The sequence below is a fragment of the Priestia koreensis genome (assembly GCF_022646885.1).
GTDB lineage: Bacteria > Bacillota > Bacilli > Bacillales > Bacillaceae_H > Bacillus_AG > Bacillus_AG koreensis_A.
Genome location: NZ_CP061868.1, coordinates 4,417,585 through 4,443,579, shown reverse-complemented (window position 1 = coordinate 4,443,579; position 25,995 = coordinate 4,417,585). Strand labels below are relative to the sequence as shown.

Here is a 25,995-nt window from a genome sequence, read left to right as displayed (position 1 = left end):
ATGTTTCTCATGGAAGGAGGACAACAGCGTGAAGCTTGATGAATTTTTCGTCACTGGCGAACCACTAATTTACGGTGCCGATGTGTCTATCATATTAGCCACTGTAGGTATCTTATTCGTACTAACGTATTTCAAAAAGTGGAAATGGCTTTGGACTGAATGGCTTACTACAGTTGACCATAAGAAACTTGGTGTCATGTATATTATTGCTGCCATTCTTATGCTGTTCCGCGGTGGTGTCGATGCGCTATTAATGCGTGCTCAGTTGACGGTTCCAGACGCTAAGTTTTTAGACGCACAGCACTACAATGAAATTTTTACAACTCATGGTACAATCATGATCTTGTTCATGGCGATGCCATTCCTAATTGGTTTAATCAACGTTGCGGTACCTTTACAAATCGGTGCACGTGACGTAGCGTACCCATACTTGAATGCTCTAAGTTTCTGGACATTCTTTATTGGTGCAATGCTATTTAACATTTCATTCGTTATCGGGGGATCTCCTGATGCAGGTTGGACTAGTTATGCACCACTTGCGCTGAATGAATATAGTCCAGGTCCTGGGCAAAACTACTACCTATGGGGATTACAGATTGCAGGTATTGGTACCTTAATGACAGGTATTAACTTCCTTGTAACAATCCTTAAAATGCGTGCACCAGGTATGACATTGATGCGTATGCCAATGTTCACTTGGTCAGTATTAATTACATCTATCATCATTATCTTTGCGTTCCCTGTATTAACAGTAGCGCTTGTATTAATGACATTTGACCGTTTGTTCGGATCTCACTTCTTTACAGTGGCCGATGGCGGTATGCCGATGATGTGGGCCAACCTCTTCTGGGTTTGGGGACATCCTGAGGTATATATTGTTATCCTACCGGCGTTTGGTATCTTCTCTGAAGTTATCAGTACGTTCTCACGTAAACGTCTATTCGGATACTCAGCGATGGTATGGTCAATGCTTGCCATCTCGATCTTGAGTTTCGTTGTTTGGGTCCATCACTTCTTCACGATGGGTGCAGGAGGAGCAGTTAACTCATTCTTCTCTATCACAACGATGGCGATTTCAATTCCGACAGGGGTTAAAATCTTTAACTGGCTCTTTACGCTTTACAAAGGGCGAATTCGTTTCACAGCTGCAATGATGTGGTCATTAGCGTTTATTCCTAACTTCGTTATCGGTGGGGTTACAGGGGTAATGCTTGCGATGGCAGCAGCTGACTATCAGTACCATAACAGTTACTTCCTAATTGCACATTTCCACTACGTACTAATTGCTGGTACAGTGTTTGCATGTTTTGCTGGTTTACATTACTGGTATCCAAAAATGTTTGGTCACATGCTAAACGAGCGTTTAGGAAAAATTGCTTTCTGGTTATTCATGGTTGGATTTAACGTATGTTTCTTCCCAATGTACTTCTTAGGACTAATGGGAATGACTCGTCGTATGTACACTTACTCTGCTTCAACAGGATGGATGCCATTGAACGTAATCGCATCAATCGGTGCTGTTGGAATGGGTCTTGGATTCTTAGTGTTAGTTTATAACATCTACTGGAGTGCACGTCACGGTGAACGTGACCTAACTGGTGACCCTTGGGATGGTCGTACTCTTGAGTGGGCAACTAAAACACCAATCCCACACTATAACTTCGCGATTATTCCTGAAGTTAAAGGTTTAGACGCATACTGGTTAGCTAAGAAAGAAGCAAAAGAGCAGAAAAAAGCAGAACAAAAAATTCAGTACAAACCGATTCATATGCCAAGCAACTCTGGTCGTCCATTTGTTATGTCAGTCTTCTTCTTCATTGCAGGATTTGGATTTGTCTTTGACTGGTTGATCATGGGTACCGCAGGTGTAATCGGCGTACTAATCTGCATGGTTCTTCGCTCATTCGAATATGATGAAGGTTACTATGTAAGTGTTGAAGAAATTGAGCGCACTGAAAGCGCAACGAGGGGGGCATAACTATGGCAGATTTAGCACATGAAAAGCATGATGGCCCACTCGAGTATGCAACACAAGAAAGTCGCTTAAACATCTTAGGTTTCTGGATCTTCCTTGGAGCAGAGATTGCGTTATTCTCTACACTATTTGCTACTTACTTAGTACTAAATGGTCGTACAGGAAACAGCCCTACTCCTCAAGATTTATTTGAACTAAAAGATGTAATGATCGAAACTTTACTACTTTTAACAAGTAGTTTCACATGTGGTCTTGCCGTTCACGAAATGCGCGGCGGCCGCGTAAAAAGCCTAATCACGTGGTTAATTATCACATTGCTATTAGGTGCAGGATTCCTATTCATGGAGATCTCAGAGTTCGTTCACTACGTTGGTGAAGGGGCAACTCTTCAATCAAGTGGTTTCTGGTCTGGTTTCTTCGTTTTAGTTGGTACCCATGGTGCCCACGTAACGTTAGGTATCTTCTGGATGATCTTTATCATCATTCAATTAACACAGCGCGGATTAACGTCTGCAACGGCACGTAAAGTATTCATTGTTGGTCTATACTGGCATTTCCTTGACGTAGTATGGATCTTCATCTTTACGCTAGTTTACTTCAAAGGGATGGTGAACTAACGATGGCAGGTAATAAAAACGCACAAGCGAGCCATCATGGTCATGATGGTTTCCCTTGGAAGCATTTAATCGGGTTTATTATTTCATTAGCACTGACATTTGTAGCAGTTTTTATCGCGTTTGAAACGGACCTTTCAAAAACAGCGATTATGTCAGGAATCATCATCTTGGCTGTACTACAAGCACTTCTTCAGTTAATCATGTTCATGCACGTAACTGAAAGTGAAAGTGGTAAGGTACAAGTGGTAAATATGGCTTTTGCATTCTTCATTGCGATTGCTGTAGTGGCAGGTTCCATTTGGGTAATGTCATTCGGTATGACTGGAATGTAAAAAGGAAGAAGCATCCTCACTGCGGTGAGGATGCTTTTTTTTGTCGAAAATAGGCTTATTCGCTCATATAGATATATAGTAACCTTTGATAAGATCAATGATAGAAGAAATTTCAAATTTATATGCTTTTTAGATGAGAATAGACCTATGTTAACTCATACTTAAAGCAGTGAATAAATACGGGAGAATAAACAGATGAAATATAACATTCAAGCCACACAGCAGACGCCAGCATACATCATCTATTTACTCGATATTAGCGCGTCCATGAATCAGTTAATGGAGTCAAAGGGAGAGCATAAAAGACGAATGGATGTTGTTACAGATGCCTTGCATGCTGCCATCCGCCAAATGGTCTTTCGGTCAACGAAGGGAAGTCGATTAAGCCCAAGATATCGAATTTCCATTTTAGCGTATAGTGATAACGTATTTGACGTTCTCGGAGGAGTGAAAGGGATTGATGAGGTAGCAAGAATGAAGCCGCTAGAAAACATCCCGACTCAGAGGTTAACGAATACGGCCAAAGCATTTGAGCAAGCGGAAAAAATTCTATTGGAGGAACTACCTAATTTACAAAATTGCCCTGCTCCTCTTATTTGTCATATGACGGACGGAGCATTTACAGGTGAGGATCCTACACCGGTAGTGAAACGAATCATGAATTTACATGTTCCTGATGGGAATGTTTTGGTGGAAAATATTTTTATTTCCGATGAAATTGTTTCTTCACCAGTCGAAAATTCGAAAAAATGGCCTGGTATTATGCCATCTACTGAGCTCGATGAGGAATACGGGAATAAGCTAAAAATGCTGTCTAGCCCGTTACCTGAAAGCTACCGTGAAATGATGATGGAAACGGGTTATAAAATTCAACCTGGAGCACTTATGATGCTTCCTGGTACGAATGCTGATCTTGTTTCGCTTGGATTTCAAATGTCAGCTGCCACACCAGTACGATAGGAAGGAGTAAGAGATGAACTATAGCAGTAATCCAAATGAAGAAACACCTCCTTCAGAGATTAATGAAGCGCTCTATAAAATTAAATATGGATATGCTCGCTCCTACGAATCGCAGATTGAAAATGACAAGGGGCAAGATTTTCTCGCATTTCGCTTACACCATCACTGCATATCCTTTGTCGTTTGTGATGGTGTTAGCTTATCCTTCTGTGGAGATGTGGCGGCTTCCTTTTTAGGGACACAGCTATTAACATGGTTAGATAATGCGCGAGTTGATCTTCTTCAAAATCAGCATGCAGCGAAAGAAGAGCTCTTTCAGTTCTTAACGAGCGCTATTGATGATGCGACAGATGAGGTGAAGAATTATCATCTTCCCGCTGAACTGCCTCCCTTATTAAAAGAGGTATTGGAAGACAAACGAGAACAAGGTAGTGAAACCATGTTCGTTTGCGGTCGAATTGATTTTATTAACGATAAGCCTCATTTATTTTTAGGTTGGTCGGGAGATTTAAGGATACGGTTTTGGAATAACAAAAAAGAGGTAGAAGTAATTACTCCTAGTCTGAGACAGATCCATCAACGTTGGTCAACGAAAAAGGGAATTCCTCCTGATGATCTACATGTGCTCAGCTTGGATATCTTACAGACATCTATCAGTGAGCTCATGATCTATACAGATGGATTAGCCATTTTAGATCCTTGTAACGCCACGCCTTCTTTACGTAAGCTTTACAGATATATGCAAGAAACCTTTTTGTCTCCCGAAAGCGATGATCTTTCTTTTTTAAATATCGTATGGTAAAGGAGGAAAAGCGATTGAGCGATATTGTGATTACATTTATTCATGATGAAGGAGAGAAGGATATTCAAATATCTAACCATCTAGAAGGACACCAGCTGCTTCAGGCTCTGTTAAAGTGGGAAGGTATTCAAAACGAATGGACTCATGCTTCTCGTGATGTGGAATATTCGTTTGATGAAAAGCATTGGTTCCGCTTGGATAAAAATCAGAGGTTAGAGGTTGTAGGTGTTTGGGACGGAGCCTTTTTGCGTTTGAGTGAAGGCGTTTCAAACTTATCAACATTTGATGAAATAAAAGAATTAACCCCTTGTTCACCTGAGGAGGAGAATGAGACTACTCCAGCATTAGATTATGCATGGAGAATCCTTGATTAAAGGAGGGAATGTATGAAGAAATCACCTTTTTTTACTCGGTCACCAAGATTAAAGCTATCGTTGCCAACAGGTAAAGTTACGGTTCATCGACCGAAGAGTGAGCCGATACAGCCTGCATTTTCAATCGAGACGATGCTGATCCCTATTTTCCTCACACTTGCTACCATAGGCGTCATGTTTTATTTATCTAAAACCATGAACAGTAACAGTATGTATCCTATTTTTATGATGGCGATGAGTATACCGATGGTGGGATCTTACTTAGCAACGATTATATTGTTTTTTAAACGTAAAAAGAAACATGAAATGGAGATAGAAGAACATCGAGAAGAATACATACATCAAATTGCTGATCATCGACAAGAACTACAGCGCATTTACGATCTTCAACGCGTTTTCTTAAGAGAAAATGATCCAAGCATTAACGAGTGCTTGAAGCGAATAAAAGGTCGAAAGAGCTCTCTGTGGGAACGAACGCCCAATACTGAGGATTTTTTAAACATTCGTATCGGATTAGGAGAAAAGCCATTTGAGGTTGAGTTAGAAGTCCCAACACAGGAAGGGTATGACATTAATCCTCTAATTGAAGAAGCACAACAGCTGCAAGCAGATTTTCGCTTGATGCGAGATGTTCCTATATCTGTTCCACTACGAGAAAAGCGCGTCATTGGACTAGTTGGAGATGAAGCAGAGATATTAGAGCTTACTCGTTCTATCATTCTTCAGCTCGTTACGCATCATTCCCCTGATGAAGTAAAGCTCATAACGGCTTACCATGCAACGGAACAGCAGCAGTGGAATTGGATGAGATGGCTTCCGCATATTTGGAATGAAAATCGAGATATGAGGTATATTGCGGAGGATAGAGAAATGGCTCAAAGGCTGTTTGAACAACTCTATACGAAGCTAAATATCCGAAAGCTAGAACAACAAGGGAAAGTGAACACATCGCCTTTGCACACGCCTGAGTATGTTTTCTTTTTGCCCTACTTAGAGCTTTTAGAGGATGATGCGCTACTGCCACTTCTTTTAAAAGAAGGTGAAAAGATAGGCGCATGTACCTTGTTAATGGCTGCTCAAAAAGAAATGCTGCCGATGGAGTGTGAAGTCATTATTGAAGTGAGTGAAGGGGAGGCAAAGATATACGAAACATTCTCAAAGTTACGTGATGAGGAGGAAAGTCTTTTTTCAGGTGCAGAAAAAGTGATGGTAGATCATCTTACTTTACAAGAGGCAAATCAAGCTGCTCGCTCGATGGCTCCTTTAAAGGTAAAAAAATCAACAGCAGGTGTTGTACCGAAAGTTTTAACTTTTTTAGAGATGTATGGCGTACAGCGAGTAGAAGAACTAAATGCTCATAATCGCTGGAATCGAAATCGTTTTCCAACATCGTTGCCCGTACCTATTGGTGTTCGAGAAGGTGGGAAGCCCGTGACGCTCAATATCCACGATAAAATTGAGAAAAAAGGTCACGGTCCACATGGATTAATGGCTGGAACAACAGGATCAGGAAAGAGTGAGGTCATTCAGTCCCTTATTTTATCATTAGCAACGACTTATCATCCGCATGACGTGGCATTCATGCTCATTGATTATAAGGGAGGCGGAATGTCCAATACATTCCACGATCTTCCTCACGTAGTGGCAACCATTACGAATCTTGAAGATGCGAATTTAATTAGTCGAGCAAAGGTTTCACTTCGCGCAGAACTAGAGAGAAGACAAAAAATCTTTAAGCGTACAGGGAATTTCCAGCATATTGATGAGTACTTTTTATCAGAATTTCGTCAAAAGGAACCACTCCCACATCTTTTTATTATAATTGACGAATTTGCACAGCTAAAAAAAGATCAGCCCGAGTTTATGGATGAGCTTGTTAGTATAGCTGCTATCGGTCGTACGTTAGGTGTTCATTTGCTGCTGGCTACTCAGAAGCCAGCAGGTGTGGTGGATGAAAAAATTTGGAGCAACTCTCGCTTTCGAATTTGCCTTCGCGTTCAAGATGAGAGTGACAGTCGCGAAATGATTAAAATACCCAATGCCTCTCATATTACAAATGCAGGCCGAGCTTACCTCCAAGTGGGAAACAACGAAGTATTAGAGTATTTTCAGTCCGCCTGGAGCGGTGCACCGTATGAGCCCACGGCTAATGAAGACGAAGAAGAAGCTGTTGTAGGTGAAGTGCAATTAGATGGATCAGTTGTTTACAAACAAAAATTATCGGTTCAAAAAACGACGTCTAAAAAGCAAATTCAGGTACTGATTAATTATTTGAAAGAAGAAGCACAAAAAAGCAACATTGAGCGACTAGCAGGCCCTTGGTTACAGCCTTTACCAAATAGGATTTCGTTTCCTCATTATGCAGGTATGACGCAAAGAAAAGAGAAATGGGGTCATGTGAAAACGACTCTGACTGCTTCTGTAGGGCTAGTAGATGATACGCCTAATCAATCGCAGTACCCGCTGTTGATGAATTTAAGCGAAGGGCACTTACTCGTTTATGGGATGCCTGGGTCAGGAAAAACATCGTTCATTCAGACGCTTATGATGTCTTTAACGACTGCTTATTCACCAAAAGAGTTGAATATGTACCTTCTTGATTTTGGCCGTCAAATGAGAGCTTTCTCTGTGTTTCCCCACGTTGGGGACGTTATTTACGAAGAAGAGAAAGAAAAAATAAAGAGGATGTTTACGTTCCTGCTTCGTGAATTAAAAGACCGAAAAGAATTGTTTTCAACCGTTGGAGCGACAACTTTTGAAAGCTACAACCAGTCCAAGAACAATCATATCCCAGCCATTGTTCTCTTAATAGATGGTTATAGTAGCCTTAAAAGTCTTTATCCAGAAGAGCATGAACAGCTTGAAGTATTTCTGCGTGAGGGAGCCGCTTATGGCATGATAATGGTCGTCACTACCAATCAGACAGGCGATATGTATGAACGTTACCGAAATAATTTTGCATCCGTTGTCACGTTTGAATTAACCGATATGACGGACTATTATTTCGCGGTTGGAAGACCACATATCCAAACCAGTGACCTGCCAGCAGGCCGAGGATTTGTAAAAGGAAGCAATCCACCGCTGTCGTTCCAGAGCTTTCTTCCCTATGAGGGGGACAGTGAACTGGAGAAGAGCGCGTATATTCGACGTGTTGGCAATGCGATGAGTGATGAGTGGGGTGATGAGCATGCAAAATCAATTCCAACTCTTCCGAAAGAGGTATACTTAGAGAATTTAGAGACAGCAGCTGATCCTACTTCACTTGCGATCGCGATTGATGTGGATGACTTACAAACACAGTCTCTTCAACTGCGTGATGGAGAGAACGTATTGATTACAGGACGGGTGGAGTCAGGAAAAACATCGCTACTTCAATCGATGCTTCTAAGAATGTGTGATCAGTTTTCTCCAGATGCCATTGATATCTTTCTGATTGATCTAGAGCCAAAAGCAAGTGGGTTAAGCGGATATTCCACTTTCCCTCATATAAAAGGCTTTGCAATGGACTTTTCGCAAGTCAGCAGCCTATTTGAAGAAGTGGAAACCATTATTAGCGAGCGAAAACCACATAATATTGGAATGGCTGAGAGTCTTTCTGAAGAAGTCACCCCACCTGTTGTTGTGATCATTGATGACGCAGAGCATTTTATGCAGGAGATGAGCTTAGATTTTGAAGGAAAAGATCGTCTTGAACGATTGATCAAAGAGGGACGTCAAAAAAATGTCCATTTCATTATGGCAGGATCTTTAACTGCGATGAACAGTTATACACATGAAGCTTGGTTTATGAACTTTAAAAAGAAGTTTACCGGCTTCTTGCTAGGATCTACATTGAGCAATGATTTGTACTTTTTCAATATTCGACTTCCACACGATGAAACAGATCGAGAACTTCCAGCAGGAGATGGTTTCTTAATTAAAGGGAAGCACACGAAAATTCGTACGGCTTATCCATATGGTCCGACATTAGATAAGAAACAGTGGGAAAATCGAATTTTGTATGAGCATAACTATAACTCTAATGGTCAAAAAGTATGATTTTTGAATTTTTATTGATTTTAAGGTATTAAGTAATGGTTCCAAAGTTCTAAATTGTTTTCTGAGAGAAAGAAATGATATGAATGATTATATATTCAATTCGGAAGGAGATTGTTATGGCCGGACGTATTTTAGTATCACCAGAGGAGCTCGAAAGGATTGCACAGCAGTTTAGAAGCGGCTCTGAGTCTAGTCGTCAGCAAATGGCAAGGCTTCAGCAAGCCCTAATGTCACTAGAAGGAAAGTGGGACGGGCAAACGAAAAAGCGTTTCTTTGATCAATTTGAGCAGTCGAAGCAGCATATGAAAGTCTACACACAGCTATTGGATTCTATTGATCAAGAGCTACGAGGGGTCGCCAGCCGATTCCGAGATGTGGACTCAAAATAAGAACGAATTACTCAAGGAGCTAACCACTTTATGGTTAGCTCTTTTTTGAGTTAGAAAAATTCCTAAAATGGGAATATAAGTATGACATTAGTTTGAAGAAAAAGAACTAAAATTACGTAATTATCCCATTAAAAGGGGTCTATATACCTGTGTTTTATCACCTATTTAATGCTAATCTTGTACATGAGAGATTTTTAAATTTGTATCTACGTAGGATAGGGGTAACTTGGTATGAACTTTCATCCAGAAGCTGGTCAAACCATTCGCTTATTTAAAAACACATACTCTTTTGCCAAACACCCTGCTGTTTTTGGAATGGATATGCCTTATGGCCAGGAAGGTCGCCAAGGAACTGTTTATCAACTCATAAATGGACAGATCTCGGGCTTGCAAAACAAAAAAGCGCTAAAGGTGTTTCGAGATCGATTTAAAAATAAACAGCAGAGTAACATTGCGAAACAAATTGCTTCATTTGCAACAATGTATGGCTTATCTGTATGTGAAAGACATGTTGTGACGAAAGAATGTCATGCTACATTGTTATCACACGAAGAAGACTTAGAGTTTTCACTCATCATGCCATGGATTGATGGTCCTACATGGTCAGATATTCTGCTTGATGATCAGATCCTTTCAGAGGAAACGTGTTTGCATATTTCATGTGCACTCGTATTTACCCTAAAAAGCATGGAAGAGAAAGGTCTCGCTCACTGTGATCTGTCTTCTAGTAATGTCCTCATTCCCTATTTATCACATGAACGATCTTCATCGTTTTCTCATATTGAATTAGTAGACATAGAAGAAATGTATGCTTCTCATTTATCAAAACCTAAAGCTCTTCCGGGAGGATCGCTAGGTTACGCTGCCGATTACATCAAAGAAGGAGTATGGTCTGAGAAGGCAGATCGATTTTCCGGAGCAATTCTTCTTGTCGAAATGCTAACCTGGTTCGATGAGAGTGTGCGAGAGTTAAAGGCAGACGACATTAGTTATTTTAATCCCGAAGAAATTCAGCAATTATCTCATAAATATGAAGTGGTGAAAGCGGCTGTACAGAACATGCTTGGAGATGCAGGAAGCCACCTTTTTGAACAGGTTTGGCAAAGTAAATCTCTAGAAGATTGTCCATCTTTTAAAGATTGGTGGGATATCTTCCCGGAGCATGCAAAGACACATATTGAAACAAATTATGCAAACGTCACTGCTCAAAAGAAGATCCCTGTTTCAACACCATCTTTTAGCTTATCATCCATTTTAGCCATTTCAGCTTCATTTGAATTAATGGGAAACCGAAGGGCAGCTATTGCGGAGTATCAATATCTTTTGGAGGCGTTCCCTGAACAGCGCGCAATTGTAGAAGAAATTCACTTGCTGTTGAACGAGGAACCGTTAGCTTCTGTTCGCCAGGACTTTGAGTTAGCTGATTATTTAGAGGCTGCTCCACATTTTGAAAAGCTAGGCGAGCTTGAAAAGGCGATGCTTTTTTACGAACGCGCTTACTCGTTGCCTTCTTCCGATGAGGTAACAAAAAATGAACTCCAAATAATTATTGATGAGCTAAAGCAAAAAGTCGCAGAGCAAAAGCAATCTGCAAATCATAAGCTGAACGAGCCGTTTGTTCCTTCTTTTCAAACACCGCTCAGTACAGAAATAAACGCTAATCCATCTTCAAAACGCAAATTTCCCTTTATTTCACTAGCAAAAGTGAAATGGATTTTAATTGCAATCGGAATACTGTTCGCCGTTTCAACTTCTACTTGGATATATCAGTACGTGGAAAATAAGAAGTGGGAAGAATCGATTCAAAAAGGTGCACAATCGTTTGATGATGGAAACCTTGAAGCAGCAAGAACTTACATACAAGAGGCAATCGAAAAGAAGCCTACGGAAGAACTATATGCAAAAATGGCGACCATTTTAATTAGTGAAGCCAAATACAGTAGCGCTGCCACTTATTTAACAAACTTAGTTGCGCGTAATCAGATTTCAGAGAAAAACCAAGAAGCTTACTATTTAATAGGACGTGCGTACTTTTTAACCGATAACTATCAAGCAGCAAGTGCCTATTACGAAAAAGCAAAAGAGGGCAAAAAGAGTGAATACGAACAAGATGTTCTGCGCGACCTTGCTGTTAGCTATGGAAAGATGGAGCAGTACGACAAGGCAAATAACATTGTCAATCGCTTAAATTCATCTAAACCCACAGCTAAAGCGTTCAAATCGAACTTAAAAGGCGAATTGTATATGCTGAAAAGTCAATTGAACTTGGCAAAGGATTCTTTTCGTGAGGCAGTGAAGCTCGATCCTAAAAAAAATCGCTATGTTCAAAACCTAGCGAATACGTATATTGCTATTAATCAGACGAATCAAATTGACGATCAGACAAAAGAGTTTAACTATGCAGAGGCGATACGTTTGATAAGTAGCCTAATTCAAAGCGATGTGAGCAACGCTACTAATTTTGCCTACCTTACACAGCTTGCACAGTTGTATCAAGGGTTTGGATTATACTACAAGGCGAAAAATAATCCTCTTAGTCAAAAACAGTTTGAGGCCGCTGTTGATTACTATAAGCAAGCTGATGTTTTAACGTTTAATCAAGATAACCTTGTAAACATGGCTTCTATTTACGATCAACTAAAGCAGTATGATCAATCAAGTAAGGTTTATGATCGAATTCTGATCAAAAATCCTAGTTATGGACACGGCTATTATTTATATGGTATTTCAAAGCTTTATCAAAAAAAGTATGAAGACGCCAAAGAACTTCTAAAGAAATCAGTCCAGTTCAATACGGATCCGATCGAAATAACGGAGGCCAAAAAGAAGCTGACTGAGTTAAAGCAAAAGGGATACGGAACGTAAGGAGGGAGAACGTTGAGTAAGGAAAAAGAACCTTCTAGCAGTAAAAAAAAGATAAAGATCGTTGTATCAGGAGCAACAGCATTGATGATCTTTTCTGCTGGTTTATCTCTGTATCATCATTGGGATCAACCAGCAGCAAGTAATCCAATTAGGTTAACCCACAGTAATAACGATATTTCTTCCGTTGTGGCATCAAGTGGAAAGCGTAAAAGTCAAATTCGATTAAATACAGACAGTGATCAGCCTACACCTATTGAACAACCGAAGGAGAGAAAGAAGCAAAACTTTTCTCTAAAAAACAACATTGATAACAATGTTGTTTATATTGTGGATCTATCAGAACCGGATAAAAACCAAACTGTAATGGGATTAGTTGTAGATCCAGCTAAAAATGCACCACTGCCAGAAATTCCGAAAAAAGAAGTACCTCCAATTTTAAGCACGATCATATTAGATCGGGAGGATGAAATTATCGTTCCTCCAGATATAGATAACGAAAACGAAAATACTGGCCTAGATCTCCCAGGGGAAGGGACGACAGAGGAAGGAAGTACAGGAGAAGGTAACTCTGAAATTCCAACAAATCCTGAGGAACCACAAACTCCGGGAGACACAGGAGAACCAACTACTCCGAGTAACCCGAGTACTCCAAGCAATCCAAATAATCCAACAGATCCTGTTCCAAGTGAACCAGAGAAACCAAACCCTGGCTATAAAACGGTGGCATTAATCGTCCCAGAGAGCTTATATACACAAATTAAATATTATACTGCTGCTGATGATACAGCTAGTCTTCAAAATGCTGTGTTTTATGGTGGACAAGTGAAAAAGCAGGATGAGGATTATGCAAAAATTATTGATTTGATCGTTTCATCAGCGGTGAAGTTGAAAGATCAAGCCGTTCAAGATCCATCTAATGGATATGCGTACTCCTCGTTGCAACTCATTAATTCGTTGCAATTAGAAGATCAAAAAATTCAAGCGTTACAGGCAGAAATAAGAAAAGAGTTGTATAAACAATTTTTAAATAATGAAATTCAGCTTTATGTAGCGAAATCTTCTCCTTCAGTTTCAACGGCGGAAGTGTCAGCCTCTCCCGAATCAGGAGAATTAGAACCAGCTGCTACTGCTGAAAATCCAGAAGTCACAAAACCTTCTACTTCTCCTCAAGAGGATAAAGACATCGTGTATTATGTCGGAAAATATAATGAGATTACCGGTGAAAAAATTGAGAAGAGTGATTTTAAGGAAGCAGATAAAAAGCTATTAGAAGGTGCTAAGAAGGATTCGGAAGCAGAAGAGAACACAGCAGAAGCGCTAAATAAATACCAAATGGATGCCCAATATTCACCAGAAGTTTCAGAGGAAGCGAAGCAACAGAAAGAAGAACTAGTGAAAAAACAAGTGAAGCCGCTAGAAGAAAGAAAGCCTGGAGAGTATGACGAAATTCCACCTGAAACAGCACTTGAAACGTTGACGAAGCTAAAGGATAGTGGTCAGTACGTTCAGGTGATCGAGCAAGGTGGTTCGTTAGTATCTAATGTGGATATTGCAACGGTTGTAAATGATGCAAGCAATCTCTTGATGCAACAAACGGACTCAATGGAAGATGAGTTAGATGCTTATACAAGTGCTACAAAACAGAAGAAAATCGTTACCCAGTATCAAACACTTGCAGAGGCACCAGGCGTTCCAGCTGAATATGCGAAGGCTTCTGAAGATCGTCTCTATCAGTACCGTCTCATGATTGAGGCGAGAGATACAGCTACAGACGATTTGGCAAAAGCCGTTATTCTAGCTTCAGAAGCAGCTACTAAAGAGAAAGTAATTAGTGAAGGGGCACGAAGCCTACTAAATAAGCTATCAAGCGATCTTTTAGCTGCTGCAGATGGATATTCATTAGAGAAAGAAGAGCAGGCCTATGAAGTTTTGAGTACACGCCCAGTGATTAACAGCGTGTATGCACAAAAAGCAACGTCGAGAAAACAGGCCATTTCATATAGTAAAACAGCAAATGATATGTGGCAAAAGCAAAATGCTAACGGCGCATTGCAATATGCTGGGGAATCGAACCGATTGTATCCAGAACGACATCTGAATGATGAGCTTCTCCATGAAATTTCAAATTCGTTGCTTGAAAAAGCATCAGGTCGTTCATTCCAAGAACAATTAAAGACGTACAACTTACTGGCTTCTGTCCCAGAACTACCTAACGATATTAATCAAGTAGTCATTACACGCAAAGAGGCAGTTGATCAATATATTCGCGGTAAAGATGAACAGAATTTAGAAAAAGCCGTCTACTATTTGGGCGAATCTTGGGAGAAAGAATGGACGAAAGACCTTGCAGCTGTATTGTTAGATACGAAATCAAAACAGCTGTTTACAGAAGCGAATGAAATGAGAGGCGTTGATTTTGCTTTGGCAGGTCGTTATTACAAAACGCTTGTAAATACTTCAGGTGTATCAGATGAAATTAAACAAGCTTCTAAACAAGCGATGGATGAATTGAAGGTAAACTAAAAGCAAGCCGAAATGGCTTGCTTTTTCATTTACATTGTTACGCCTTGTTTTTTATTGCGATAAGCCCCATGATTTGTTGGGCCTACATATTGATTTAATGGGAACGAGTGACGAATCGCTTCCGTGATAAATTCTTTCGCTACATGAATCGCTTCACGAACAGACTTTCCTTTTGCAAGTTCAGCTGTAATAGCAGCTGAATACGTACAGCCAGCACCGTGCGTATTAGTTGTTTCAATACGTTCTGATTCTAAAATTTCAAATTCCTTGCCATCATAAAGAAGATCGATTGCTTTCTCATGTGCAAGCTTATTTCCGCCTTTAATTAACACATATTTAGCACCTAAGGCATGAATTTTCTTCGCTGCTTCTTTCATTTGATCCACCGTTGTAATGGCACCTAGTCCACTTAATTGACCTGCTTCAAAAAGATTCGGTGTCACCACTGTTGCACGGGGAACAAGAAGGTCACGAAGACTTTCTGCTGTTTCTGGATGAAGAACTTCATCTTCACCTTTACAAATCATAACAGGGTCAATGACCACATTTTTAATGCTGTATTCGTCAATTGTTTTCGCTGTTAATTCAATAATATCAACCGCACCAAGCATACCGGTTTTCATTGCTTGAATTCCTACACCTTTTACAATGGTTTTTAATTGTGGCTCAAGTGTTTTTGCATCTTGAGGGAAAACATCATGTGCCCAATTACGATCTGGGTCCATTGCTACAATGGTTGTTAATGCAGACATACCGTATACGCCTAGCTCTTGAAATGTTTTTAAATCAGCTTGAAGTCCTGCGCCACCGCTGCTATCGGAGCCTGCAACTGTTAGGGCTTTGTATACTGTCATAGAAAATCCTCCTACAATCCTTAATGTGGATTAATTCTGTGTGAACTATCTTACACTATTTATTGTATCGATAATAACAATTTTATTCAATTTACAAAATCGGGAATCCAATTATGAAAAAATGCTCCGTTTCTACTAAAAGAAACGGAGCATTTGCTAATTATAGAGCTGTTAATTCTTTTTCCAATGCTTTTTCAACCGTCACGTATTCATAGCCAAGATCACGAGCAACAGCTTCATAAGTGATCGCTCCGTTTGCTACGTTTAAACCTAAGCGAAGGGAAGGATTTTCAACAATGGCTTTTAGTACACCTTTATTTGCGATCTCGATTGCGTAAGGAACCGTTGCATTCGTCAGCGCAATTGTTGAAGTTCGAGGCACTGCACCCGGCATATTTGCTACTGCGTAGTGAACAACTCCGTGCTTCTCATAAGTAGGCTGATCATGTGTCGTAATATGATCAACGGTTTCAACAATTCCACCTTGGTCAATTGCTACGTCTACAATTACAGAACCTGGCTTCATAGATTTAACCATTTCTTCCGTAACAAGCTTAGGCGCTTTAGCACCTGGGATTAAGACCGCACAGATTAAGAGGTCCGCTTCTGCTACAGCATCAGCAATATTTAATGGATTTGAAACCAATGTTTTAATTTGATTACCGAAAATATCATCAATTTGACGCAAACGTTCTAAGCTTAAATCGACTAACGTTACATCTGCACCTAGTCCGATTGCAAGTTTTGCAGCGTTTGTTCCTACAACACCACCACCAATGATGGTTACTTTACCACGGCTCACTCCAGGAACGCCTGCTAATAAAATACCTTTACCACCTTTTGGCTTTTCTAAGAACTGCGCGCCGATTTGAGCAGCCATACGTCCAGCTACTTCACTCATCGGTGTTAACAATGGAAGAGCACGTCCTACTTGAACCGTTTCATAAGCGATAGCAGTTACGCCTTTGTCTGTTAGCGCACGAGCTAAAGCAGGTTCTGCTGCTAAGTGAAGGTACGTGAATAAAATTAAGCCCGGACGGAAGTGATCATATTCGCTTGCAAGAGGTTCTTTAACTTTCATGATCATCTCAGATTGTGCCCAAACATCGGCTGCCTGAGAAACAATCGTTGCCCCAGCTGATGTATAATCTTCGTTTGTGAATCCGCTACCCATTCCAGCTTCAGATTGAACAAGCACGGTATGGCCATTATTGATTAATGCGTTAACTCCTGCTGGTGTAAGCGCAACGCGGTTTTCATTATTTTTAATCTCTGTAGGTACTCCAATAATCATGTTGTTTCTTCCTCCTTTAAAATCTCTTTAAAAGTTATTATCAGTATAAAATATTAACTGAATTTTTTCTTTATTGGGAAAGAAGAAAAATGTAAACGCTTTTTGTGGATTTCTACAAACTCATGATTGACCTTTTTCAATTTTGATATCGATATATAGCATTATCTTTTGGTTGTAATCCTTTAGATTAATGTCACCAATTTCTGAAATCCGTTTCAATCGATAGGAAAGGGTATTAACGTGTACGTTTAGAGCCCTTGCTGCCTCGTTAATATTCATATCCTTATCAAGAAAAGTTTCAAATGATTCCACTAAATCACTATGGTGTTTTTGGTCATAAATCTTTAGTTTTTCAAACGAACTATTGCGGATATTATCTGTTTTTTTCTTTTCTAGAATAACGTCAAGGAACTGATAGATTCCCAAATGATGATAGCTATAAATATGTGTGGTCTCATATGGGAACGTTTTTTTTATCGTCAGCACCTTTAATGCTTCTTGATAGCTGTTTTGGATGTTTAAGCATTCTTGATACACATTCCCAAAACTAGCGGAAATTTCGCGAATTCCGAACCGCTCCTTCATTTTTTCGGAGAAGCTGTTCACAAAGCTTGTAAGATCTTCGGAAGGTTGCTGAATGGAATCTAACGAAACGAGCAAAATTAAGTTATTGTAATCAATGGTATAAAGCTGCACTTTAAGGCGCTGTGTGGTTTGTAAAATATACGATATTTGCTTCTCCGCTTCCTCATCAATTTCGTCAGCAAAGCGAAATACGGTCACAGAAAAGCTATTGGGTGGTGTAATTTGAAGCTGATGAAAGCTCTCTAGCATCTCTTTTTCTGATTGAATGTGACCAGTCAGTAGCTTCCATAGAAATTCTTGTGAACGTTCAACCTTTTTATACTTTCGGATTTGAAGCTGTAAAAGTTTGTTTTTAACAGCTTCAGCAGCTTTTTGTAATAGCCCAAGCTCATCAATTGATAACCGTTTATTAATCTCAATGGCCCAAATAAATCCTAATACTTCGTCATCTTTCCAAATGGAAATAGCGACCCGATCACCTAATCCAATTTCATCAATGGTCCGAACTCGAACAGGTTGGTTTGTTTGAAGAAGAGCAGGGATAATGCCTTCCTTCCAAAGGTTGTTAATAACTTTTTCAGGAACTCTTCGTCCGATGATTGTCGCAATACGTGCGGCATCTGTTCGTTCGTCATGGGTGCTATAAGCAATTAATCGGTGGTTTGCGTCTTCGATTGTGATTGGACATTGTAAAACCTCACTAATACGATCCGCGAATTCTTCTAAGCTATCAAAATTTGCTTTAAATGGATCATGTTCTATTTTCCTCATGGGGCATCCCTCATTTTTAAAGTAAATATTCATTCAGTGTTCACTCTTGCTGCGCTTCGGGGTGCTTAGACTAATCGTTCTAGCCTTTATTATACAAGGGGAATTCGTTAAAGGGGGTAGGAATAGTAGACGATATCTTCACTTAAATTTTACAAAAAGATGCGACTAAAAGAAAGCAAAAAAGCGCCTTTTTATCCATGAACAGTCAAGATAAAAAGGTGCTTTTGCATTACGTCAATTTTAATTTGGAAGGCTTAGTCATTGTGTTTGGCAATCAAAACAATTTTTCCAGCTTCTAATTCGTTTTCGTATCGGGATGCTTCGTCCGGGCTGACGCCTAAAGATATAATTTTTGCTTCAATTTCTTCCCAGCGAGAGCGGAAAACGTTTGAAAGAGCTTCGAAAAATCCCTGTTCCTTCATACCAACGCTTTGTGTGCTCGTCTCTTTTTTTAAATCCGTTGTTTCGTATTTATCATATGAAAAAACATATATTTCAGATTGCGTGTATCCTTTGGCATTCAGTTCGTGTACAGCTCTTTCTACCTTTTCACTATGATCAACAATCTTTACATCCATGGTAGTAGCCTCCTTAGAAAATCACCTTTCCTTTGCAGCGACCTTAGGAAAGTGTGAAAAGCTTATTTATTCTCGAATGGGCCAACGGATTTGAGGGGAATCTATTGGTCAGTTGAGTCTAAATAAAATGTTTCTATATATGTATATAGCGCATTTTTTCAACGATTAAACCTCAGTTAGTAAAATTTCTCGTTTTTGGATCATGGAAGTTTTTCTCCACAGTACCTCTAACTTGAAATGCAAGAATTCTTTGTGTTATCTTCAAACGAAGTAATAATTTATCCGACTAAAGAAGGGAAGAACACAGATGGCAAAACAACAAATTGGTGTTATCGGTTTAGCTGTAATGGGTAAAAACTTAGCTTTAAACATTGAAAGCAGAGGCTATTCTGTATCTGTATACAACCGCTCTTCTGATAAAACTGAAGAGTTCTTAAAGAATGAAGCAGAGGGGAAAAACTTCAAGGGTACATACAACATTGAAGAATTTGTTCAATCACTAGAAGTTCCTCGCAAAATTCTTTTAATGGTAAAGGCAGGCCCTGCAACGGATGCAACGATCGAATCGCTCAAACCTTATCTTGACGAAGGAGATATTGTAATTGACGGGGGGAATACATTCTTCCAAGATACAATTCGCCGTAGTAAAGAGCTTGCTGAAGCAGGTCTTAACTTCATTGGTACAGGCGTATCAGGTGGAGAAGAAGGAGCACTTAAAGGCCCTTCTATTATGCCTGGTGGTCAAAAAGAAGCATTTGAGCTTGTTCGCCCAATTTTAGAAGCCATTTCTGCAAAAGTAGATGGCGATGCTTGCTGCACGTACATCGGACCAGATGGTGCTGGTCACTATGTAAAAATGGTTCATAATGGAATTGAATATGGTGATATGCAGTTAATTTCTGAAGCTTACTTCATTTTGAAAAATGTATTAGGCTTAGGTGCAGACGAACTGCACGAAGTGTTTGCTGAATGGAATAAAGGAGAGTTAGATAGCTACCTAATTGAAATTACAGCAGATATCTTTACGAAAAAAGACGATGAAACAGGCAAGCCACTTGTCGACGTTATTTTAGATACAGCAGGTCAAAAAGGTACGGGTAAATGGACGAGCCAAAGCTCGCTTGATTTAGGTGTACCATTACCAATTATTACAGAGTCTGTGTTTGCACGCTTTATTTCTGCGATGAAAGAAGAGCGCGTAAAAGCAAGCAAAGTTTTAAGCGGTCCAAAAGCAACAGCCTTTGAAGGCGATAAAAAAGAGCTAATTGAAGCAGTTCGTAAAGCTCTTTACATGAGTAAAATTTGTTCATATGCTCAAGGTTTTGCTCAAATGAGAGCAGCATCTGAAGAGTATGACTGGAACCTTCGTTACGGAGACATTGCAATGATCTTCCGAGGTGGTTGTATCATTCGTGCTCAGTTCCTACAAAAAATTAAAGAAGCATACGATCGCGATGGTGAGTTAGCGAACTTACTTCTAGATCCATACTTCAAAGATATTGTAGAAGGGTATCAATCTGCACTTCGTGAAGTGCTAGCAGTTGCGATTAAGCAAGGTATTCCTGTACCAGCATTCTCAAGCGCATTAGCGTACTATGACAGCTATCGTACAGAAACATTACCAGCTAACCTTCTTCAAGCACAGCGTGACTACTTCGGTGCTCATACTTATCAACGTGTAGACAAAGAGGGAATCTTCCATACAGAGTGGATGAAATAAGAGTGTAAAAAAGGCAGCCACCGGCTGCCTTTTTTGTTATGCACGCATTGGTAGAAGTAGAAAAAATAAGCAGTGATCCGTATCGAGAATATCCCCATAAAAAAAGAAGCTCCTGAAATTTAGGCCACTGAAAAAGTCCTTAGAGGGTTGCGTTCATGACGGAGTCGGTTGATTTCCACTCCAGGTCGCTTCGCTTTCCGCGGGGCGCGCGGTGAGCCTCCTCGCTGCTCTGCGGGGTCTCACCTGTCACGCTAATCCCGCAGGAGTCTCGCACCTTCCATTCCAAACAACCTAGAGCGACTATATCAGATGAAATGGTCAAGTTCCCATTTTGAAAGGAACTTGGTTGTTTTTTGCTTTATCATGAAGGAAATCCATTTATTCAAAATGGTGGTTCCAATGATTCCGTTTCATTGAAGTCAACGGAACATACGGAACAAGCACCTTATCAAAGAAGAACATACTTTAAGGAGACATAAAAGGAACGGTCTAAAATTGAAGCGAAGAACAGCGAGTTCAAGCATAGACACGGGTATGATGTAGCCACATTCTCGGGTCTCGTTGGCATGAAAATGCAAGGGCCATTTTCACCATTAACCTAAAAAGAATGAAGAAAAAGCTGGGTCCATTCCAGAGAACGGAATGGACCCAGCTTTTTTGTCTTACTTTCTGCTGATCATCTAAAAAGTCCGAAGTTTTTCAGTGACCGCACTGAAATTAAGAGCTTCTTTTCGCATCTATTATTCGGAATCACTTTCTGCTACAGGTTTTACGGACCACCAGTGGAATCCATTTTCTGCTAACAGCTTGTCAGATTCTTTTGGACCCATTGATCCTGACTCATAGTTCGGGAAGTTTGTTGCTTTTTCTTTGCTCCATGCCTCAGAAATTGTATCAACAAATTTCCATGATAGAGCTACTTCGTCCCAGTGAGTAAAGTTTGTTGCGTCACCAAGCATGCAGTCATAGATTAAGCGCTCGTATGCCTCTGGTGTGTTCATTTTATCACTAGAGTTGTTATAGTCTAGCTTAACTGGCGTAGACGTCGCGCCACCGGTTTCTTTTTTCGCATTTAGATGAAGCGTAATACCTTCATCTGGTTGAATGTGAATAACTAACAGGTTTGGCTGAAGATCTGCGCTTTTGTCGCGATATAAGTTCATTGGAAGATCCTTGAACTGAACCACAACTTCCGTTGATTTTTCAGTCATACGCTTACCAGTACGGATGTAGAATGGTACGCCAGCCCAGCGGAAGTTATCAATCATCAATTTACCTGCAACAAACGTTGCTGTATTTGATTCAGGATCTACCGCGTTTTCTTCACGGTATCCAATTACTTCCTCACCGTCCATAACGCCTTTTCCGTATTGTCCGCGTACGAAGTAGTCGTTTACTTCTTCAGCAGTTACAGAACGTAATGCACGAAGTACTTTTACCTTTTCGCTGCGGATTTCATCCGGTGTTAATTTAATTGGTGGCTCCATCGCAAGAAGAGCTACGACCTGCATGATATGGTTTTGAACCATATCTAGAAGAGCACCTGATGACTCATAGTAGCGACCGCGATCTTCTACTCCAAGTGTTTCACTAGACGTGATTTGGATGTTTGAAATGTATTGGTTATTCCACAGAGCCTCGAACATTGAGTTCGCAAAACGAATAACTTCAATGTTTTGAACCATTTCTTTTCCTAAGTAGTGGTCAATGCGATAGATTTGATCTTCATCAAACGCATGACGAATTTGCTCATTTAACTCTTCTGCAGATTCATAATCATGACCGAATGGTTTTTCAATTACAAGACGGCTCCAGCCTTTTGTAGCTGTTAAGCCTTCTTGTTTTAAGTTAGAAGCGATTGGACCAAAGAACTCAGGAGCCATCGCTAGATAGAAAATACGATTTCCAGGAACATTGTATTGCTCATCTAATTCACTTAAAAGACCATTAAGATTTTGATAAGACTCAATATTTGTTACATCAAACGGTAGATAGTGGAAGTGAGAAGCGAACTTCTCTGCATCCTTACCGAAAGTTGGCAAGTTGCTGATTGACTTTTGAACGTTTCCACGAAACTCTTCGTTTGACCATTCTCTTCGTGCTACGCCGACAACGGCGAAGTCTTCAGAAATTTTGTTCTCTCTATATAGTCGAAAAATGGAAGGGAATAGTTTACGTTTTGCTAAATCCCCTGTTGCTCCGAAAATGACAATAATTGATTTTGGTGTTTGTTGTGCCATTTGTTTTTAGGACCTCACTTTTATGTAGTAAAGATTATTGCTTTTTGTACAGATCGCTCTTATTAGAACGCAGTTTTCAAGCAATTCTTCAAATAGTATTCCAAATACCACTATAGTTTAACAATAATTTATGGGATCTGTCATAAATGAAGTTTGCAAAATTGACACATTTAACGTAAACGTGAACCTTGAAAGGGTTTACGTTGTTGATATATAAGGATTTATTTTTTAAAAATTTTTCCTCTGAAAATTTTGTGTAGAGGGACAAAAAGAAGGGAAGTGGCTAAAAAACAAGGGTGGGTTGATTGGTTTAATAAAAATGGGTACGCTACGAGTAAGAATTACATTCGAGGAGGAAGCAGATGTCAATTTTGAAAAATGATTGGGCTCCATTATTAGAAGATGAATTTCAAAAGCCCTACTATCTAGAGTTACGAAAGTTTTTAGCAGAAGAATATCAAACAAAAACAATTTATCCAGATATGTACGATATTTTTAATGCTTTGCACTATACGTCCTATGAGAATACAAAAGTAGTGATTTTAGGACAAGATCCTTATCATGGACCAAATCAAGCGCATGGACTAAGTTTCTCGGTTCAACCAGGCGTAAAAACACCGCCATCTTTAGCAAATATATACAAAGAGCTGCACAGTGAATTTGGGTATGAAATTCCTAATAACGGTTATTTGGTGAAATGGGCCAAACAAGGCGTCCTACTGCTTAATACGGTACTAACCGTACAGCGTGGTGAAGCAAATTCGCATAAGGGCAAAGGATGGGAGACGTTCACAAATCGTGTGATTGAGCTTGTTTCTCAGAAGGAAGATCCGATTGTATTTATGCTGTGGGGAAAGCATGCGCAAGAAAAGAAAGAGCTCATTCAGAGCGACAAGCACTTAATTTTAGAAAGTCCACATCCAAGCCCATTCTCTGCTAATCGAGGCTTCTTTGGAAATCAGCACTTTGTGAAGGCGAATGAGTTTTTAAAGGAGAACGACCGCGAACCAATCGACTGGCAGATTGAAAATATTCAGTAAGAAAACAGTAAAAAGGAGCAGTTGACTGCTCCTTTTTTGTATGTAACGTTTATTTTCTCATTCGCTTAAAGACAAATAGTAACACAAGAACAATGACAATAATTAATAGGATTTTCATGGTAATCCTCCTTTTATGCTGATGTTTGAACTGATCTTATCTACGGTTTACCCAAATTATCAGATGAATACTCATCCCTGTCCTTAATTAGTCATAAAGGCGGACACAATAGTGTCACTTTCTAAAAATGAGTGATAGATGGATTATCAAAATTTCTTTTGTTAAAATAAAGTTGCACTGTAAGATGATACGAAACGGATCGATATGAGGTGAAAATATGAGTATCTCAATGTTTCAGTTAATAGAGCGAATGGAACAGGAAATAGGGAAGGCAAAGGCATATGCAAGCAGTGAGAGCAAGACGCGTGACTCGTTAATTGCGATTAAGACGCTTTGTGAGCTTGCACTTGATGATGATACGTCTCCTCGTCATGCAAATTCAGCACCAGTAACTGCACCTGTCAATCCATCTCCAGCTGTACAACCGTCTCCAGCTACGTTTGTTCAGCAAAACCCAATTGCATCTCGTCCGATGAAAACAGACGAAGCGAATGGCGACAGCTTATTTGATTTTTAAGAAAATCTCATCGCAACTACAAAGAGGAGAGAAGATGAATGAAACTATTTCTAATTTTAGGAGCAATTAATGCGATGTTAGCCGTAGGACTTGGGGCTTTCGGTGCGCATGGGTTAGAAGGGAAAATTTCTGCGAAGTACTTAGAAGTTTGGAAAACCGGCGTTCAATATCAAATGTTTCACGCAATGGGGTTATTTGTGATTGCATTTTTAGCATCCAAATTTCCTCAATCCTCACTGCTAACCGCAGCAGGTTGGACAATGTTTGGTGGGATTGTCTTATTTTCAGGAAGCCTGTACGTTTTAAGTACATCAGGTATTAAAGTTCTAGGAGCGATTACTCCTCTTGGCGGAGTAGCCTTCATTTTATCTTGGATTTTTATCGTGATTGTTGCGGCAAAATCATTGTAATAAAAAAGGTTGAGGAGTGAATGTCCTCAACCTTTTTTATTATCTCGGAGAATAATTGCTTAATGGCTGCTGTCCCTGCATACCGAATGGATAATTGTATTGAATCGGTTCATTGAACTCGATGTAATTTAAATACACCATTAGGAGAATGTAACGTTTACCAGTCTGCGGATCGCTTAAAATAATATGATCTCTTCCTGCCGCTTCAATAATTCCTTTAAAGACTTTTGCATTCCACTGATTGTTATTTTCGAATGTCATATATACCGTTGCTTGTTTGCCTTTGTTAAGTCGCAGAATGTTTTCAATATAGGATTCTTCGACAGGAAGCATGGTTGAATCCTGTGGTTTTCCGCTGCCTCCAGAAGCAATAGGAGGAGGTGATTGAGGATTATAGCCACCTTGCTGCTGACCTTGAGGATACTGTGTGTAATAAGGTGGGTAGCCATAGTTCATGTATGGATTTTGCGTATAGTTTCCTTGCCCTTGACCTTGACCTTGCCCTTGATCGTTGCCTTTCTGTTGCTTTTTCATAAAATCCCTCCTTCAATGAACGTAAAATATTAAAAAATCTGCGGACAGTCAGATTGAGATGGTTGGTAGAAACAATGCGATTTAAATCGTCCGGCGTTTGACTGGTTATACCATTGCCCTGGACAATTGCCCTGAGGCTTAAAGAACCATAGTGAACTGGAGGCTGGGTGATACTTTCCTCCCTTAATGACCTTTCTGGCAAGAGCAATTTCAGAACCGCGTGCTTTTTGATAAAAATAACCTTTTTGAGTGGCTTCAAAACCTCCAGGTCGTTGGTTGACCATTCGATCAATGGAATTTACGTCTTTGAAATCCAAGCATTTAGCGGCCACGCGATTCACGCCAACATTTCCTACCATAAGCATGCCTAATCTTCCTTCACCTTCTGCTTCAGCCCGCATCAGTCTAGCCAAGAGCTTGACGTCTGCCTCGTTGTACGGAATTACAGCCATACTGTCA

General features: G+C 39.9%; 21 protein-coding genes and 1 pseudogene. 15 read left to right on the top strand and 7 right to left on the bottom strand.

The features are described from left to right. The first annotated feature begins 28 nt into the window (after nt 1–28). From qoxB to IE339_RS23105, 10 genes are all read left to right on the top strand, one after another. Entirely contained in the window at nt 29–1,978 is a 1,950-nt protein-coding gene (gene qoxB / locus IE339_RS23150; protein ID WP_242172383.1) for a cytochrome aa3 quinol oxidase subunit I, read from the top strand. A 2-nt stretch (nt 1,979–1,980) separates the two neighbouring features. Next, nucleotides 1,981–2,592: a cytochrome aa3 quinol oxidase subunit III gene (qoxC, locus tag IE339_RS23145; protein WP_242172381.1), complete on the top strand. Its 612-nt coding sequence runs from the start codon at nt 1,981–1,983 to the stop codon at nt 2,590–2,592. Nucleotides 2,593–2,594: 2 nt separating this feature from the next. After that, nucleotides 2,595–2,924 carry a cytochrome aa3 quinol oxidase subunit IV gene (gene qoxD / locus IE339_RS23140; RefSeq protein WP_053403786.1) on the top strand — a complete coding sequence of 110 codons (330 nt, stop codon included), beginning with the start codon at nt 2,595–2,597 and terminating at the stop codon, nt 2,922–2,924. A gap of 195 nt (nt 2,925–3,119) precedes the next feature. Beyond that, nucleotides 3,120–3,884 carry a vWA domain-containing protein gene (locus tag IE339_RS23135; protein ID WP_242172379.1) on the top strand — a complete coding sequence of 255 codons (765 nt, stop codon included), beginning with the start codon at nt 3,120–3,122 and terminating at the stop codon, nt 3,882–3,884. Between the two features lie 13 nt (nt 3,885–3,897). Continuing rightward, nucleotides 3,898–4,686 carry a hypothetical protein gene (locus IE339_RS23130; RefSeq protein WP_242172377.1) on the top strand — a complete coding sequence of 263 codons (789 nt, stop codon included), beginning with the start codon at nt 3,898–3,900 and terminating at the stop codon, nt 4,684–4,686. 14 nt (nt 4,687–4,700) lie between these two features. Beyond that, nucleotides 4,701–5,060: a hypothetical protein gene (locus IE339_RS23125; RefSeq protein ID WP_242172374.1), complete on the top strand. Its 360-nt coding sequence runs from the start codon at nt 4,701–4,703 to the stop codon at nt 5,058–5,060. 12 nt (nt 5,061–5,072) lie between these two features. Further along, nucleotides 5,073–9,098: a type VII secretion protein EssC gene (gene essC, locus IE339_RS23120; protein ID WP_242172373.1), complete on the top strand. Its 4,026-nt coding sequence runs from the start codon at nt 5,073–5,075 to the stop codon at nt 9,096–9,098. Between the two features lie 116 nt (nt 9,099–9,214). Continuing rightward, a complete protein-coding gene (locus tag IE339_RS23115; protein ID WP_053403781.1) occupies nt 9,215–9,487 on the top strand; it encodes a WXG100 family type VII secretion target in 273 nt (90 codons plus the stop codon). A gap of 231 nt (nt 9,488–9,718) precedes the next feature. Beyond that, entirely contained in the window at nt 9,719–12,352 is a 2,634-nt protein-coding gene (locus IE339_RS23110) for a tetratricopeptide repeat protein (protein WP_242172371.1), read from the top strand. 12 nt (nt 12,353–12,364) lie between these two features. Next, nucleotides 12,365–14,875 carry a hypothetical protein gene (locus IE339_RS23105; RefSeq protein WP_242172369.1) on the top strand — a complete coding sequence of 837 codons (2,511 nt, stop codon included), beginning with the start codon at nt 12,365–12,367 and terminating at the stop codon, nt 14,873–14,875. A 29-nt stretch (nt 14,876–14,904) separates the two neighbouring features. Here the strand turns inward: IE339_RS23105 and pdxK are convergent, their stop codons facing one another. The 4 genes from pdxK to IE339_RS23085 form a co-directional block, all read right to left on the bottom strand. Beyond that, on the bottom strand, nt 14,905–15,729 hold the full coding sequence (gene pdxK / locus IE339_RS23100) for a pyridoxine/pyridoxal/pyridoxamine kinase (RefSeq protein ID WP_242172368.1): 825 nt from the start codon (nt 15,727–15,729) through the stop codon (nt 14,905–14,907). A 160-nt stretch (nt 15,730–15,889) separates the two neighbouring features. Next, nucleotides 15,890–17,023 (bottom strand): alanine dehydrogenase, encoded by a 1,134-nt coding sequence (ald, locus tag IE339_RS23095; protein WP_242172366.1) that lies wholly within the window; start codon nt 17,021–17,023, stop codon nt 15,890–15,892. A gap of 120 nt (nt 17,024–17,143) precedes the next feature. Then, nucleotides 17,144–18,379 carry a PucR family transcriptional regulator gene (locus IE339_RS23090; RefSeq protein ID WP_242172364.1) on the bottom strand — a complete coding sequence of 412 codons (1,236 nt, stop codon included), beginning with the start codon at nt 18,377–18,379 and terminating at the stop codon, nt 17,144–17,146. A 254-nt stretch (nt 18,380–18,633) separates the two neighbouring features. Beyond that, nucleotides 18,634–18,957: a YflT domain-containing protein gene (locus tag IE339_RS23085; protein WP_242172362.1), complete on the bottom strand. Its 324-nt coding sequence runs from the start codon at nt 18,955–18,957 to the stop codon at nt 18,634–18,636. A gap of 307 nt (nt 18,958–19,264) precedes the next feature. Here IE339_RS23085 and gndA point away from each other — a divergent pair, with 307 nt between their 5' ends. Next, nucleotides 19,265–20,677: an NADP-dependent phosphogluconate dehydrogenase gene (gene gndA / locus IE339_RS23080; protein WP_242172360.1), complete on the top strand. Its 1,413-nt coding sequence runs from the start codon at nt 19,265–19,267 to the stop codon at nt 20,675–20,677. Between the two features lie 404 nt (nt 20,678–21,081). Then, nucleotides 21,082–21,279 (top strand): annotated as a pseudogene (locus tag IE339_RS23075) (IS5/IS1182 family transposase); the annotation flags it as partial. Nucleotides 21,280–21,417: 138 nt separating this feature from the next. Here IE339_RS23075 and zwf read toward each other — a convergent pair. Further along, the gene (zwf, locus tag IE339_RS23070; RefSeq protein WP_242172358.1) at nt 21,418–22,917 is read right to left on the bottom strand and encodes a glucose-6-phosphate dehydrogenase; all 1,500 of its coding nucleotides are present in this window, start codon (nt 22,915–22,917) and stop codon (nt 21,418–21,420) included. A gap of 362 nt (nt 22,918–23,279) precedes the next feature. Here zwf and IE339_RS23065 point away from each other — a divergent pair, with 362 nt between their 5' ends. The 3 genes from IE339_RS23065 (at nt 23,280) to IE339_RS23055 (ending at nt 25,002) form a co-directional block, all read left to right on the top strand. After that, entirely contained in the window at nt 23,280–23,957 is a 678-nt protein-coding gene (locus tag IE339_RS23065) for a uracil-DNA glycosylase (protein WP_242172356.1), read from the top strand. A 335-nt stretch (nt 23,958–24,292) separates the two neighbouring features. Further along, a complete protein-coding gene (locus IE339_RS23060; RefSeq protein WP_242172354.1) occupies nt 24,293–24,592 on the top strand; it encodes a YwdI family protein in 300 nt (99 codons plus the stop codon). Nucleotides 24,593–24,630: 38 nt separating this feature from the next. After that, nucleotides 24,631–25,002 carry a DUF423 domain-containing protein gene (locus IE339_RS23055; RefSeq protein ID WP_053403771.1) on the top strand — a complete coding sequence of 124 codons (372 nt, stop codon included), beginning with the start codon at nt 24,631–24,633 and terminating at the stop codon, nt 25,000–25,002. 39 nt (nt 25,003–25,041) lie between these two features. Here the strand turns inward: IE339_RS23055 and gerQ are convergent, their stop codons facing one another. Continuing rightward, entirely contained in the window at nt 25,042–25,536 is a 495-nt protein-coding gene (gene gerQ, locus IE339_RS23050) for a spore coat protein GerQ (RefSeq protein WP_242172351.1), read from the bottom strand. Nucleotides 25,537–25,565: 29 nt separating this feature from the next. Then, nucleotides 25,566–25,988: a cell wall hydrolase gene (locus IE339_RS23045; RefSeq protein WP_242172349.1), complete on the bottom strand. Its 423-nt coding sequence runs from the start codon at nt 25,986–25,988 to the stop codon at nt 25,566–25,568. Nucleotides 25,989–25,995 lie beyond the last annotated feature (7 nt).